Source organism: Desulfoplanes sp. PS50, from assembly GCF_053851535.1.
The window spans coordinates 36,693-49,683 of sequence record NZ_JBSPZA010000011.1; the positions used below are offsets into that span (position 1 = coordinate 36,693).

13 protein-coding genes are annotated in these 12,991 nt (G+C 55.8%); 3 read left to right on the forward strand and 10 right to left on the reverse strand.

The genetic code is table 11. From position 1 onward, the window contains the following. Window position 1: 1 nt before the first annotated feature. Window positions 2-2,680 carry a cytochrome ubiquinol oxidase subunit I gene (locus ACTVJH_RS06795; protein ID WP_455988783.1) on the forward strand — a complete coding sequence of 893 codons (2,679 nt, stop codon included), beginning with the start codon at window positions 2-4 and terminating at the stop codon, window positions 2,678-2,680. 257 nt (window positions 2,681-2,937) lie between these two features. Here the strand turns inward: ACTVJH_RS06795 and ACTVJH_RS06800 are convergent, their stop codons facing one another. From ACTVJH_RS06800 to ACTVJH_RS06830, 7 genes are all read right to left on the reverse strand, one after another. Beyond that, window positions 2,938-3,111: a hypothetical protein gene (locus ACTVJH_RS06800; RefSeq protein ID WP_455988785.1), complete on the reverse strand. Its 174-nt coding sequence runs from the start codon at window positions 3,109-3,111 to the stop codon at window positions 2,938-2,940. A 21-nt stretch (window positions 3,112-3,132) separates the two neighbouring features. Further along, window positions 3,133-3,867 carry a DVU0298 family protein gene (locus tag ACTVJH_RS06805; protein WP_455988787.1) on the reverse strand — a complete coding sequence of 245 codons (735 nt, stop codon included), beginning with the start codon at window positions 3,865-3,867 and terminating at the stop codon, window positions 3,133-3,135. Continuing rightward, complete coding sequence (locus ACTVJH_RS06810; RefSeq protein ID WP_455988789.1) at window positions 3,857-5,065, reverse strand: FprA family A-type flavoprotein; 1,209 nt, start codon at window positions 5,063-5,065, stop codon at window positions 3,857-3,859. Before ACTVJH_RS06810 ends, ACTVJH_RS06805 begins: the two co-directional genes overlap by 11 nt. Before the next feature lie 337 nt (window positions 5,066-5,402). Then, a complete protein-coding gene (rd, locus tag ACTVJH_RS06815) occupies window positions 5,403-5,564 on the reverse strand; it encodes a rubredoxin (RefSeq protein WP_455988791.1) in 162 nt (53 codons plus the stop codon). 46 nt (window positions 5,565-5,610) lie between these two features. Further along, window positions 5,611-5,808: a rubredoxin gene (locus tag ACTVJH_RS06820; RefSeq protein WP_455988793.1), complete on the reverse strand. Its 198-nt coding sequence runs from the start codon at window positions 5,806-5,808 to the stop codon at window positions 5,611-5,613. Between the two features lie 53 nt (window positions 5,809-5,861). After that, window positions 5,862-6,437 carry a rubrerythrin gene (rbr, locus tag ACTVJH_RS06825; RefSeq protein ID WP_455988795.1) on the reverse strand — a complete coding sequence of 192 codons (576 nt, stop codon included), beginning with the start codon at window positions 6,435-6,437 and terminating at the stop codon, window positions 5,862-5,864. Window positions 6,438-6,530: 93 nt separating this feature from the next. Beyond that, window positions 6,531-6,956, reverse strand: coding sequence for a Fur family transcriptional regulator (locus ACTVJH_RS06830; protein WP_455988797.1), 426 nt, complete (start codon window positions 6,954-6,956; stop codon window positions 6,531-6,533). Between the two features lie 211 nt (window positions 6,957-7,167). Here ACTVJH_RS06830 and ACTVJH_RS06835 point away from each other — a divergent pair, with 211 nt between their 5' ends. Together ACTVJH_RS06835 and htpX are read left to right on the forward strand one after the other, a co-directional pair. Then, a complete protein-coding gene (locus tag ACTVJH_RS06835; protein WP_455988799.1) occupies window positions 7,168-7,623 on the forward strand; it encodes an Hsp20/alpha crystallin family protein in 456 nt (151 codons plus the stop codon). A 154-nt stretch (window positions 7,624-7,777) separates the two neighbouring features. After that, complete coding sequence (gene htpX / locus ACTVJH_RS06840) at window positions 7,778-8,632, forward strand: zinc metalloprotease HtpX (RefSeq protein WP_455988801.1); 855 nt, start codon at window positions 7,778-7,780, stop codon at window positions 8,630-8,632. Between the two features lie 185 nt (window positions 8,633-8,817). Here htpX and glpK read toward each other — a convergent pair whose 3' ends face one another. From glpK to ACTVJH_RS06855, 3 genes are all read right to left on the reverse strand, one after another. Further along, a complete protein-coding gene (gene glpK, locus ACTVJH_RS06845; protein WP_455988803.1) occupies window positions 8,818-10,329 on the reverse strand; it encodes a glycerol kinase GlpK in 1,512 nt (503 codons plus the stop codon). Window positions 10,330-10,508: 179 nt separating this feature from the next. After that, a complete protein-coding gene (locus ACTVJH_RS06850; RefSeq protein WP_455988805.1) occupies window positions 10,509-11,312 on the reverse strand; it encodes a CoB--CoM heterodisulfide reductase iron-sulfur subunit B family protein in 804 nt (267 codons plus the stop codon). Continuing rightward, window positions 11,309-12,988: a 4Fe-4S dicluster domain-containing protein gene (locus ACTVJH_RS06855; protein ID WP_455988807.1), complete on the reverse strand. Its 1,680-nt coding sequence runs from the start codon at window positions 12,986-12,988 to the stop codon at window positions 11,309-11,311. Before ACTVJH_RS06855 ends, ACTVJH_RS06850 begins: the two co-directional genes overlap by 4 nt. Window positions 12,989-12,991: the final 3 nt, after the last annotated feature.

Below are 12,991 nucleotides of genomic sequence, written 5' to 3' on the forward strand. Positions count from 1 at the left end.
CGTGGAATATCCCATCTGGCAACTGACAACGCTGGCCGGCGGTTTCTGGATCGCTCTGATTGCCGTGGTCCACGTCTATGTGGCCCATTTCGCCGTAGGCGGCGGACTTTTTCTCGTCCTGACGGAACACAAGGCCCGCAGGGAAAACTCGCCGACCATGCTCGCCTATGTGAAGAAGCATACCAAATTTTTTCTGCTTTTGAGCATGGTTTTCGGAGGGCTCACCGGGGTAGGAATCTGGTTCTCCATTGCTCTGATCAGTCCTCAAGCCACTTCAACCCTCATCCACACCTTCGTGTTTGGCTGGGCCACGGAATGGGTCTGTTTCTTGGGTGAAATCGTTGCCCTGCTCGTGTATTTCTATGCCTTTGACCGCATGAAGGCCCGCGATCACCTCATTGTGGGCTGGCTGTATTTCGTTTTTGCCTGGCTCTCCCTGTTTTTTATCACCGGGATCATCAATTTCATGCTCGCCCCGGGCAACTGGATCGAAACGGGTAATTTCTGGGACGGCTTTTTCAACCCGGTATTCTGGCCATCGGTATTGTTCAGAACCTTTATTGCCTGTATTTTCGCCGGGCTGTTCGGGTTTGTCACCGCAACCCGCATAGAGGATGAAACCACCCGTTTGTCCGTGGTTCGTTCCTGTTCCCTGTGGACCATACTTCCCTTTATAGGGGTGATCCTGTCCGGATGGTGGTATGTGGCCACGCTGCCCGATTTCGCCTACGAGATGGTCGTCTTCAAGATCCAGAAGCTCGGTCTGTTCGTGCCTGGATTTCTGGTTCTTGGCGGGGTGATCATGCTCGGTGGATTGTTCATGGCCATCAGGATGCCCGCGACCATCAAACGGCCTGCAGCGTTTGTGCTTCTGGCCATCGGGCTGGGATACATGGGGTGTTTCGAGTTCTCCCGCGAGGCGGCCAGAAAACCCTATCTGATCAATGAATATATGTATTCCAATTCCATTCTGCCCTCTCAGGTGGAGGCGCTGAACACCTCCGGCGTCCTCCCGGTCGCCAAATGGGCTGCGGTCAAATCCGTGTCCCCGGAAAACGAGATCCAGGCCGGAAAGGAGCTCTTTCAGCTCGAATGCGCCAGCTGCCATTCCATTGGCGGGCCCATGAACAATATTCTCCCGCTGACCGAGAAATTCACGGTCTTCGGGATGGACTCCCATCTCAACGGGCAGGGCAAACTCGTCAGGTACATGCCGCCTTTTGTGGGCACCCAACAGGAACGATGGGCCCTGGCCAGATATGTGGTTGACGGACTGCACAAGGGCAATCCGCATTTGAGCGATGGTCCGGCCCAGAAGCCGGCCCAGCTTCCAACACCCGTCCCGGCCAAGGAGAACGACGACTACGTGCTTCTGGCCTGGAACAATCTGGGTATGCACTGCATCTCCGACAGTGATCCCTATTGGACATTGCTGCCGCCGGCCAATGATATCTTTGCCCAGCTCATCAAGCGGGGAGAGTGGCCTGAAATAATCACCCAGGATGTCGAGCTGTCGTATCAGGTCGAGGCCGGATTTGAGAATCCCGCCGGTCATGTCCGGTTTTGGGAGTTTGCCCAGCCGTTGTTCGGCCTTGACAAATCTCTTGCGGAGAATGTCGGGCTTTCCGGAAACAAGGTTGCTGGCGTGATGCAGCCGATTCACGGGGGCAACGGTTTCGAGGCCACCCTCATTCCGGTGGTTCCTTATCCGGATGACGGGACCTTCAATCCCTATCCCCTGTTCACGGTCACGGCCAGGGACAAGGAAACCGGGAAGGTGCTGGCCACCACTAGATGCGTGGCCCCTACCTCCACGGAAATGGGATGCAAGAATTGTCATGGCGGGACCTGGCGTGTTGCGGGCGTGGCCGGATTCACGGACGAGACCTCTGCCGATATTCTGGCTGTGCATGACCGGATCAACAAGACCACCCTGCTCGAGGATGCCCGTAACGGGAAACCCCGCCTCTGCCAGAGCTGCCACGCCGACCCTGTGCTCGGGACCAAGGGGATGGACGGGGTGCTCAACTTTCCCGCGGCCATCCATGGCTGGCATGCCAATTACCTGACCGAGCGGGATGAAAAGGCCTGTTACCGGTGTCATCCCTCCAAGAATACCGGGGCCACAGGATGTTTGCGCGGAGTTCACGCCGGTGTCGGACTGACCTGCATCAACTGCCACGGCACGCTCGAGGACCATGCCCTGAGTCTGCTCAAGTTCGAGGAACAGCGGGGCATTGAAGGTGCCTCACGGCTGATGGCCAATCTGACGCCTCGGGTGGTTGATTCCCGGGAGGCCATCAATCCCAGAAACCCCTGGGAGAACGAGCCCGATTGCCTGAATTGTCATGTATATTTCGAACCACCGGCATCCAGGGACATCTCGGGCTTCAACACCTGGACCACGGGCCCCGAGGAGCTCTTCCGGTCCCGAACCGGGGATATGGGCATCATGTGCGAGGCATGCCACGGATCGACCCATGCCAATTATCCGGCCACCAATATCTACGGCCGTGACCGGGACAATATTCCGCCCCTGCAGTATCAGGGAAACAATCTGCCCATAGGGGCCAACAACAACTGCAATGTCTGTCACACCGAGTCCATGGAGGGTATGGACGGGCATCATTTCGGGATGAATATGCCGTTTCGGAATAAGGATCTGATTTCAACGAAATAACGGCGAAAAGATAAAGGCGGTCTCGCGCAGAGACGCGGAGGCGCAGAGGAAGGATGAAGTCATTGGTGATCGGCCGGCTCCGGAATCCTGAGCCCATGTTCCAGATGGAGCGCTTGGTTTTTGTTTGAAGCTCCGCTTCAAACCTCTGCGTCCCTGCGCCTCTGCGCGAGAAATGCCTTTCGTCTTTCATACGAGAAAGCCCCCTGTGCTGCATGCAGCACAGGGGGCTTTCTCGTATGCGTAGGGAGGTTCGTTGGTTATTTTTTCCCGGAGGTCGGATCAAGGGCTTCTTTGAGTTTGTCCCTGGAGTCGTATTTTTTGCTCAAATAGCCGCACACCGGACATTGAATCCAATACCAGGAACCATTGGTCGATATTTCACACGGGGTCGCGCACATGGGGCAGGCCACGGTTTCCGTTGTCTCGGTCATGATCATTCCTTTTTGTTGATATTACGGGGTCTCAGGCCGGGTATCGAGTGCCTTTTGCGCCAGTTCACCGATAGTCGTGGAGAGGAACCTGCGATCGATGTAGACGTCGATGTGTCGGGCATCCTCGGTGAATGGGGCGATAGCCTTTTTCGCGTTCATGTCGTTGATGAAACCAAGAGCCCGTATGGCCAAACCAATGATTTCGGGATCATTTTCACGTTCGAGTTGTCTGATCAGCAGGGGAAGTGCCTTGGCCCCTAATTCCGGACGCTCTTGAAGCAGTCGTCCTATCCCCCAGAAGGCACCCCGCCGCAGCGGCATATGTTCCAGAAAACTATCCGGTTTGCCGTCCCGATCAAAGATGTAGTGGATGAGCACAGGGTGGAATTCTTTTGACAATGTGGGTTCATTGGCCATGATTTCACCCATGGCCTCGGGAGCCCCCCAGCCGATGCCCCCGGATTCGTCGTTCAGGTTCCAGATGAACCTGCGCATGACCACCCGGGCGCGTTCCGGTGCCTGAGCGGTGAGGGTGACCATGACCCGGCCAAATCCGGTGATGGCGTGCCAGCGGACCAGGGGATCGCTATTGCACAAGGCTGAAAAAAGCGGCCCGATGACCTTTTCCGGGGGATACCTGTCGAACTCGGCGAGTCGTTCTTCCCAGTTTTCACTTTCAAGAACATCGAAAACCGCTTTCTTGACCGTGCGTCCTGAAAGGGAGCTTGATTTGATTGCGGCAGGTCTATTCATCATCAGCAAGTTTTGTTTTGATGGCCTTGCCCACATCACGACCAAGGTCACGGCATGCGGCAAGATCCTCGTGGGTGGGCCGATTTCTGACTCGGACACCTTCACCGACCATTTCGATTTTGGCTGACTCCATACAATCCGAGATATGCTTTACGGATTCTCCGCTCCACCCGTATGATCCAAAGGCAGCACCCAATCGTCCCACGGGCCGCAGTCCCTTCATGTAGGTCAAAAAGTCCGCCACCAGGGGCAGGATGCCGTTGTTGTGGGTGGATGATCCGCAGATCAGGGCCGTGGCATCGGCGAGTTCGCCCATGACCTGACTGTGATGATAGGCCTTGAGGTGCATGAGCGTGTAGCTGACCCCCTCATCGCTGAGCCCTTCACCAATGGCCTTGGCCATCTTTTCCGTGCTGTGCCACATGGTGTCATAGACGATGACCGCTTTTTCCTTGGTAACCTGACGGCTGTACCGATCATAGGCTTCAAGGATCTTGTCCACATGGGAACGCCAGACAACGCCATGGTCAGGGGCGATCATATCGATATCCCAGCCGGACTTTTCCAGGCTCTCGAAGACCTTGCGAACCTGGGGGGAGTAGGGAAGAACAATGTTCGCATAGTAGAAACTGGTTTCATTCATGAGGGGTTCAAGATCCACTTCATCGTCGAACCGTTCCACAGAGGCGAGATTCTGGCCGAAGGCATCCTGGGAGATGAGCAGTTTGTCCTCGGGGATATAGGAAAACATGGAGTCCGGCCAGTGGACCATGCGGGTTTCCAAAAAATGAACAGTTTTCTTGCCCAAAGAGATGGAGTCACCGGTACCTACGACTTCATAGGGCCATTCCTCGTGATGATAGAGTTCCAACAGGGCTTTCTTGCCCATCTTGGAGCAGAACAGTTTTTCGGGGTTGACCTGTTCCATGATCCAGGGAAGGGCGCCCGAATGATCGGGTTCCATGTGGTTGGCCACGATATAATCGATGTCCTCAAGTTTCACCAGACTGCGAATCTGATGATAGAGGTCCATCTTGAACTCTTCCTTGACCGTATCGAACAAGGTGATCTTGTCGTCGATCACCAGATAGGCATTGTAGGTGGTCCCTTTGGGCGCGGTGGAATACCCATGGAAATCATGGTCGTTCCAGTCGATGGCGCCGACCCAGTAGACGTTGTCCTTTATTTGTACGACAGCCATTTAAACTCCGGGGGGTAGTTTTAGGTTTTAGGTGTTAGGTTTTAAGTTGTAGGTTGTAAGGGCTCGGAGGCTGCAGACGAGGACCGATTCATTCAGGGCGCCTGACGAAATATGATAGCCCAAGGTATACCGAACAAATGAATCCACTACCCTGGTAAGGGTGGGGCGTAGTATCGGTTTTTTTCTTCTTACACGCCAAACGTCCTTTCACCGCAAAGAGCGGGAAGAAACAGGAAGGCCTTTACCTAAAACCTAAAACTTAAAACCTAACACTTTAAAATATTTAATTTTCCCCGGAATCCTGGAGATCAGGACTCCGGGGAATTGTGGTCTGGTGTTATGCTTCCGGAGCAAAGGCGTCCTTGCCGGCACCGCAAACGGGACAGACCCAGTCTTCAGGAATATCGGCGAAAGTGGTCCCGGGAGCGACGTCGTTGTCAGGGTCGCCTTCAGCAGGATCGTAGACATAGCCGCAAATAGTGCAGACATACTTTTCCATGGTGTGTTTCTCCTTACATGTAAAATTGAAAGTCGAAAGGTTCCTTTTACCCGACGGCATCAGGTCCGGCAAGGGGGCGAAAGGCTTTTTTCGAGGCTCCGCAGACAGGACATTTCCAGTCATCGGGCAGATCGCTGAACGACGTTCCCTTGGGAATTTTTCCCTTCCGGTCACCCCGATCGGGATCGTACACATACCCGCAATTGACGGTCTGACAGCGGTACATTTCTTCCGGGTTGGCCATAAGTTACCTCGTGCGTGCTGCTGACGTTATGGATATTGCTGTGAATCTTCTTGCTACCAGTTTTCGCCCAGCAATTCAAAGTACTTCTGCTCGTGGTCGCAGGCGGGGCACTTGGCCGGTGCTTCAGTGGCCTCGATGATGAAACCGCAGTTGATACATCGCCAGACAACCTTTTCCTCACGTTTGAACACCCGTCCCTGCTTGATATTTTCCGCCAGATCCAGGAACCGTTTTTCGTGCTGTTTCTCGGCCACGGCGATATTGCGCATGGCAGCGGCGATCATGGGGAACCCTTCTTCCTGGGCGATATCGGCAAATTCAGGATACATGCTTTCGTGTTCATGATGTTCGCCGCTGGCGGCGGCCAGAAGATTCTCTTCGGTGCTTCCGATTATACCGCAGGGATAGTCGGCCTGGATTTCCACATCTCCGCCTTCCATGAACTTGAACAACCTTTTGGCATGTTCTTTTTCCTGCAGGGCGGTCTCAGCAAAAACCTGGGAGATCTGGACGTATCCTTCCTTTTTGGCCTTGCTGGCGAAATAGTCGTAGCGATTGCGGGCCTGGGATTCCCCGGCAAATGCGATGAGCAGATTCTTTTCAGTACGAGTTCCTTTGATCGAGCCCATGTACTTCTCCTTATGGTTTTGTGGTAGATTACAAATAGTGTTTCAGGGACTTATAAGTAAAAAAACGGGATAGGGCAATAGGGACGGAAAACTTTACGAGACATCTCCCAGTTCTTCGGATCCGTGTTGCTGGAGGCACTCAGGACAGATGCCGTAAAAAGTAGTCGTCTGCCCAAGGATGGTAAAGGTGGAGACAAGGTTGGTCTGATCAACGAGGCAGTCAGGGGTATTGAACACATCTCCCACGGCGCCGCAATGGATACAGACCACGTGATGGTGAGGGGTGGTGTTGCCGTCGAAGCGTTTTTGTCCACCAGGGGCACGGATGATCTGGATGTGGCCGTCAGCATTCAGGACCTCCAGATTGCGGTAAACCGTTCCAAGACTTATCTTGGGAAGTTCCTTGCGAACCATGTCGTAAATTTCGTCAGCCGTGGGATGAGACGTGACCGCGCAAAGTTTTTCCAATATGATCTTACGCTGCTTGGTCAACCTGCGTGCGGGAGTGGATACATTCATAGTCGAGGCCTTGTTGATGTTATCAATAATTATTACTTATTGATCGCGATGGAATAAGTCAAGTTTTTCCATTGATCATATCAAAGTCAGAAGCGATATTGACACGATCATTCAGATGGTTACAATCAGAACCCATGTATTTTTTTGGGAACCATAGCGTGTAGCTTGGTCCTTTTTTGGCGACACCCTTAAACGGATAGGAGATGGTTTGATGGCCAAGTTCACGCGGAATCCCTGGCTTGAGATCCAGGCCATGAAAGACGAAATTGGAAGAATGATGGATGAAACTCCTCAAGATGAGTCATCGCATTGTCTCTTACGGGAACGTCAGGCCCATTTCAAGCCCGTAGCCGATGTCTATGAAACCCGGGACGCGTACGTCATCCAGGTGGAACTTGCCGGAATGCAGCGGGATGCCGTGAACATCGAGGTCCTTGGCCGGGAATTGGTCATTTACGGCGAACGCCGGCACGAAAAGGATGTGGGAGGAAGTGCCTATCATGTTCTGGAACGTTCCTACGGACCGTTTGCCCGGCGATTCGATCTGCCCGAAAGTACCGACGTGACGGCCATCAAGGCGACCATGCAGCAGGGTATTTTGAGCGTGACCGTTCCCAAGAAGGACAAGAAATCGGTCGGCAGACGGATAGAGATCCTTGAGGGGTAAGGGCTGTTTGAGGTTTTAGTAGCTTATTCGTGAAAGTCTGCCATAAAAAACAAGAAAATTTTATAACCGCTTGAATTTAAAACTTAAAACCTAAAACCTAAAACTGCGGCTTGGCCGCATTAGGTGGTTATAGCAAACAATCGGAGGGATCATCTTGAGTTCCCAATTTCGAACAGGGATTCTTTTGGCGGCACTCACCGCTCTGATCATTCTTTTTGGCCGTCTTCTGGGCGGGCAGACCGGGATGGTCATTGCCTTTATGCTGGCCATGGTCATGAATGTGGGCAGTTATTGGTATTCGGACAAGATTGTCCTGTCCATGTACCGGGCCGTTGATCTGGCACCTTCGGATGCCCCCATGATCCATGCCATGGTGGATGAACTTACCCAAAGGGCCGGGCTGCCCAAGCCCCGCGTGGTTCTGATTCCCGAAAACGCCCCCAATGCCTTTGCCACAGGGCGTGATCCCAAACATGCCGTCGTGGCTGTGACTCAGGGGCTTTTGCAGACCCTGTCGCCCGAAGAGATCAAGGGCGTCCTGGCCCATGAGATGGGGCATGTGAAGAATCGTGATATCCTCATCCAGTCCGTTGCCGCCACCTTGGCCGGGGCGATCATGATCGTGGCCAGCATGGTCAAGTGGGCTACCCTGTTCGGATTCGGGAGTCATAACGACGAGGAAGGCGGCAATCCCGTATTCGCCTTTGTCCTGGCCCTGATTGCCCCCATTGCGGCAACCCTCATCCAGATGGCCATCTCCAGGTCCAGGGAATTTCTGGCCGATGAAACAGGGGCCCAACTGGCCGGCAATCCCAATTATCTGGCCAATGCCCTGGAAAAGCTCGATGCGTACAGCAGACGGGTTCCCTTGCAGCACGGCAGTCCGGCCACCGAGCACATGTTCATTGTCAATCCCTTTGCAGGCATATCTGCTGCCAAACTCTTCAGCACCCACCCTCCGACCGAGGAGCGTGTTCAACGACTTCGAAGTATGGGGCGCTTGCGCTAGGATACGAAAATCGGTTCAAGGCCGATCTCTCCGTGTACACAAGTGACTGCTCATTGTGATTGTAACTAAGGGTCCGGATCTGTTTACAGATTCGGACCTTTTATTGTGTCGCCAGTGGAAGGTAGTCTGGCGGCTTTTTGTGCAACCCCAAGGCCCGATCAGGGGCTTTGGGGCCGTCTGGATCTCTACGCTTCCCAGTCCAGAGTCCTGGTCACGGCCTTTTTCCAGCCTGCATATCCCTTGTTCCGGATTTTTTGGGCCATGTCCGGGTACCAGGTGATGTCCTCTTCCCAATTGTTGTACAGATCCTCGCGCCCGGACCAGTAGCCGCTGGCGATGCCGGCCGCATAGGCGGCCCCCAGGCAGGTGGTCTCGGCGACCTTGGGGCGGACAACCGGGACGTCCAGGATGTCGGCCTGAAACTGCATGAGCAGGTTGTTGGCGACCATGCCGCCGTCTGCCTTGAGCTTTTTCAGTTCCACCCCGGAATCCTTGTTCATGGCCTCGACAATGTCTTTTGTCTGATAGGCCGTGGCCTCCAGGGCGGCCCGGGCAATGTGGTTCTTGGTGATGTACCGGGTCAGGCCGACCATGACCCCCCGGGCGTCGGGCCGCCAATAGGGAGCGAAAAGGCCGGAGAACGCGGGCACGATGTACATGCCTCCGGTATCGTCCACCTGACGGGCCAGCTCTTCCACCTGGGGGGCGGAGTCGAACATCTGCAGATTGTCCCTGAGCCATTGGACCAGGGCCCCGGCAATGGCAATGGAGCCTTCCAGGCAGTAGGATGGCTTGCGGCCGCTGAACTGGTAGGCCAGGGTGGTGATCAGCCCGTGCTTGGAGACCATGGGTTCGTGTCCGGTGTGCATGAGCAGGAAGCAGCCCGTCCCATAGGTGTTCTTGGCCTCGCCCGGGGCGAAGCAGGTCTGTCCCACCAGGGCGGCCTGCTGGTCACCCACCGCCCCGCAGACCGGAATGCGCGCCCCAAACGGCCCCTGCTCGCTGGTCGGACCCCAGGTGGCTGCGTCGGACGAGGGCACGATGCGCGGAAGTCCCCGCCCCGGAATATCCAGGATGGAGAGAATCTCTTCGTCCCACGCCAGGGTGTGCAGATCCATGAGCATGGTCCGGCTGGCATTGGTCACGTCGGTCACGTGCGCCCCCCCTCTGGGACCGCCTGTGAGCCACCAGATGATCCAGGTCTCGATGGTTCCGAAAAGGGCGTCCCCCTGTAGGGCCGCCTTTTTGGCCCGGGGGACGTTGTCCAGAATCCACTTGATCTTGGGGCCCGAGAAATAGGTGGCCACGGGCAGGCCGGTTTTTTCTCGAAACCGGTCCTGCCCCCCATCGGCCATGAGTTTTTTACAGATTTCATGGGTTCTTGTGCATTGCCAGACTATGGCGTTGTAGAAGGGTTCGCCCGTGTTCCGGTCCCAGACGACCGTTGTCTCCCGCTGGTTGGTGATACCCACGGCATGGAGCTGACTTCCCTTGATCCCGGACTTGGCCAGGGCCCCGGCAATGACCTCTTTCGTATTGGTCCATATTTCCATGGGATCGTGTTCCACCCAGCCGGGCTGGGGATAGATCTGTTTGTGTTCCTTCTGATCCATGCCCACGATGCGTCCGTGGGTGTCGAAAATGATAAACCGGCTGCTCGTGGTTCCCTGATCGATTGCGCCAATGTAGGGTGCCATGGTCTCTCCTTTGCTTGTTCCCCTGTGGATCCGAGGACTCGGATGACCACAAAACAATGTGGGCGGATGATTGTTTCCTGTCTGCGTATCAGGCAATGAACGCGTGGTGTGGTATCAGACACACTGGATATTCCGGATAAGAGACATTTCTCAAAGATTCAAGTGAGCTGCCCGGTTTTTTAGCCCGATCCAAAGGCTTTTTCCACCAACCGTGTGAATAAAACGGCTTCGGGTGCCGTGTGCAGGGGATCGCTTGCAGGCAGCTTGGACCGTTCCTGGCCGAACTGCATCTGGCAGTAGGTGCAGGCCGTGGCCATAAGGTTCGCCCCGGAGGTGCGCACGTCTTCGAGTTTCTTGCGCATCAGCGCGGTGGAGACGACATCGTCTCTGCCGCGCAGGGGATAGCCGCAGCATTCCAGGCGCAGGTCCCATTCAACGGTTGTGGCCCCAAGGGCCTGGATGATCCGCTCGAAGATGGTCGGGGCAAAGGGATCTTCGAACCCGGTCACTCTGCTTGGTCTGAGGGCGTGGCAGCCGTAGTGGCAGGCAATTCTCAGATCCGTCAGCGGGTTCACGGTTTTTTGGCGGAGACGATCGGCTCCCACATCCTCATCCAGAACGGTCAACAGATGTTTGATCTGGATATGTTGAGCCGGGCTCAGCCCTTCCTCTTCAAGTTGCTTGGCCACGATATCATATAATCGCGGATCCCTGGCGAGTCGTTCCTGGGCATGTTTGAGATTGCCAAAGCAGCATTTGCACGGGGTCAGAATATCCAGTTTCCGGGATTCGGCCAGGGCCAGGTTGCGGGCCGCCGAGTACATGGACGCCTCAAAACTGCGGTGGCGAAGCGGCCATCCGCAGCAGGAAAATTCGATCTGCACAAGGTCGATATCAAGGGCTGCGCAGACATTTTTTGTGGACTCCCCGTATTCAGGGAGATGATAGGGGATCTTGCATCCCGGAAAATAGGCGTAGGTCATGATTTTGTCTCGGTGCGGGGATGTTGGAAACGCCGGTGTCTGAGCCGGGCCGAGGCGATGTTGCGCAGCTCGTAGAGGATGTCGGCCACGGGAATGTTCTGCGGACAATGTTCCTGACATTTGTAGCAGGTCGTGCAGCTCCAGACCATGCGCGCGGCCAGGGTTTCCTCCTTGAGGCCCATGCGCAGCAGGTTCATGATCTGCTGGGGGGTCAGGTCCAGGTCCCTGGTGGGGTTTTCGCTGACCGCGACCACCGGACAGACGCTGGTGCAGGTGGTGCACTGGATGCACGCCCAGAAAGAGGCTCGTTTGTCGGCCAGCCCCTCGCCACCCGGTGTATTGGTAATCTCTGCTTCCTGCGAACTAAAGGCCTTGGCCCATGTTGCCGGCGGGAATTTTCGGATGTCTGAATTGGGGCCGCCCCGCCCGGCACGCTGCAGACCCTCGGTGGACTCGATCCACAACCGTTGCAGGTCGATGCCTGCCGGGCAGATGTCCGTGCACCGCATGCACCTCGTGCAAATGCGGCTGCCTTCCACCAGGGCTTCCATGGAATGGTGGCCAAGGGACTTGCCTTTGGTCACTTTGCGCAGGGAAAGGAGTTTTTCCGCAGGCAGGATGTCGGTATTGCCGAGCATGGCAAAGGCGGGCTTTACGCTGCAGTGGAGACTGCATTCCCCACAGCGCGTGCATGCGTCCAGTCCCAGGCCGGTTGCGATTTTTTGCCAACCGGACGTATCCACCTGGTTGACACTCTCCCTGCGCCCTTCCCGTATGACCAGATTGGTCGGAGTGGCCAGGATATGAAAGAACTTGCCAAAGGGAAGCAGGGCCAGTCCCGCGAGGCAGAGCAGGACATGGACGTACCAGAAAATGCGGTCTGCCCCGGCATTGTTCAGGAAACCGGCCGCAGGAGCCATGGCCCGCGCCAGAGGATAGGAGACAAAGGCCGAACCCATGGGGGAGTGGCAGAATGCGCAGCTGTCCTCGTGGATCTCCCGGCCCGCCTCGAGGATGGCCGGATCGGAACCGACCTGTTCCGGGACCACCAGGCCGAACTCCCTGACCCACAGGGTGGTGAGAGCCAGGTGGTCTTTGTCGTCCAGTCCGGCGTATTCCTCGACCATCCGCTCGAACACGGCCGGGGAGATGATCTTGCTGGTTTCCAGGAAGAAACCCGACAGGCAGATGGTCCCGACAAGGGCAAGAAGTGCCCAGTCCTGGACGCGCGACTGGGAGCGAAGAGCTGTGTCGTGCATCCGTCGCCATATCCCCAGCAAGACGCCCGTAAGGACCATCAGACCGAAAAGATTACGCAGCCACTGCCAGGGATTGAGTGTGGACTGGTAGTCATTGAACAGGATCAGGGTGATCTGATCGTCCAAGGCGTGGAAAAGGAGCAGGCCCATGAACCCGTAAAAGATAAGCATGTGCATGGCCCAGCGGATCCTGCCCGTTCCTGCTGTCCGCCTCAGAAGCAGCACATCCAGGATCAGGGCCAGCCCCTTGTGGGACCATCCTCTGATGGTCCCGATTCGGTTCACCCGCTTGGAAGAATGCTCCGCTCGTTGCCAGGGGGAAAGGGGTGAAGGGAAAAACCAGCCCCGCACGCGCCAGACCGTGCCGATCAGGCAGATGAAAAGTGCGATGCGCACACCTGTGTTCAGCAAATCCATGAA

Bases quoted from the DNA above. Each gene is read 5' to 3' on its own strand.
- ACTVJH_RS06820 (WP_455988793.1), bottom strand. From the start codon at position 5,808: ATGGCCAACCCGGAAGAAATGTACCGCTGTCAGACCGTCAATTGCGGG.
- ACTVJH_RS06835 (WP_455988799.1), top strand. From the start codon at position 7,168: ATGGCCAAGTTCACGCGGAATCCCTGGCTTGAGATCCAGGCCATGAAA.
- ACTVJH_RS06810 (WP_455988789.1), bottom strand. From the start codon at position 5,065: ATGGCTGTCGTACAAATAAAGGACAACGTCTACTGGGTCGGCGCCATC.
- ACTVJH_RS06800 (WP_455988785.1), bottom strand. From the start codon at position 3,111: ATGACCGAGACAACGGAAACCGTGGCCTGCCCCATGTGCGCGACCCCG.
- glpK (WP_455988803.1), bottom strand. From the start codon at position 10,329: ATGGCACCCTACATTGGCGCAATCGATCAGGGAACCACGAGCAGCCGG.
- ACTVJH_RS06850 (WP_455988805.1), bottom strand. From the start codon at position 11,312: ATGACCTACGCCTATTTTCCGGGATGCAAGATCCCCTATCATCTCCCT.
- ACTVJH_RS06830 (WP_455988797.1), bottom strand. From the start codon at position 6,956: ATGAATGTATCCACTCCCGCACGCAGGTTGACCAAGCAGCGTAAGATC.
- ACTVJH_RS06855 (WP_455988807.1), bottom strand. From the start codon at position 12,988: ATGGATTTGCTGAACACAGGTGTGCGCATCGCACTTTTCATCTGCCTG.
- rbr (WP_455988795.1), bottom strand. From the start codon at position 6,437: ATGGGCTCGATCAAAGGAACTCGTACTGAAAAGAATCTGCTCATCGCA.
- ACTVJH_RS06805 (WP_455988787.1), bottom strand. From the start codon at position 3,867: ATGATGAATAGACCTGCCGCAATCAAATCAAGCTCCCTTTCAGGACGC.
- rd (WP_455988791.1), bottom strand. From the start codon at position 5,564: ATGGAAAAGTATGTCTGCACTATTTGCGGCTATGTCTACGATCCTGCT.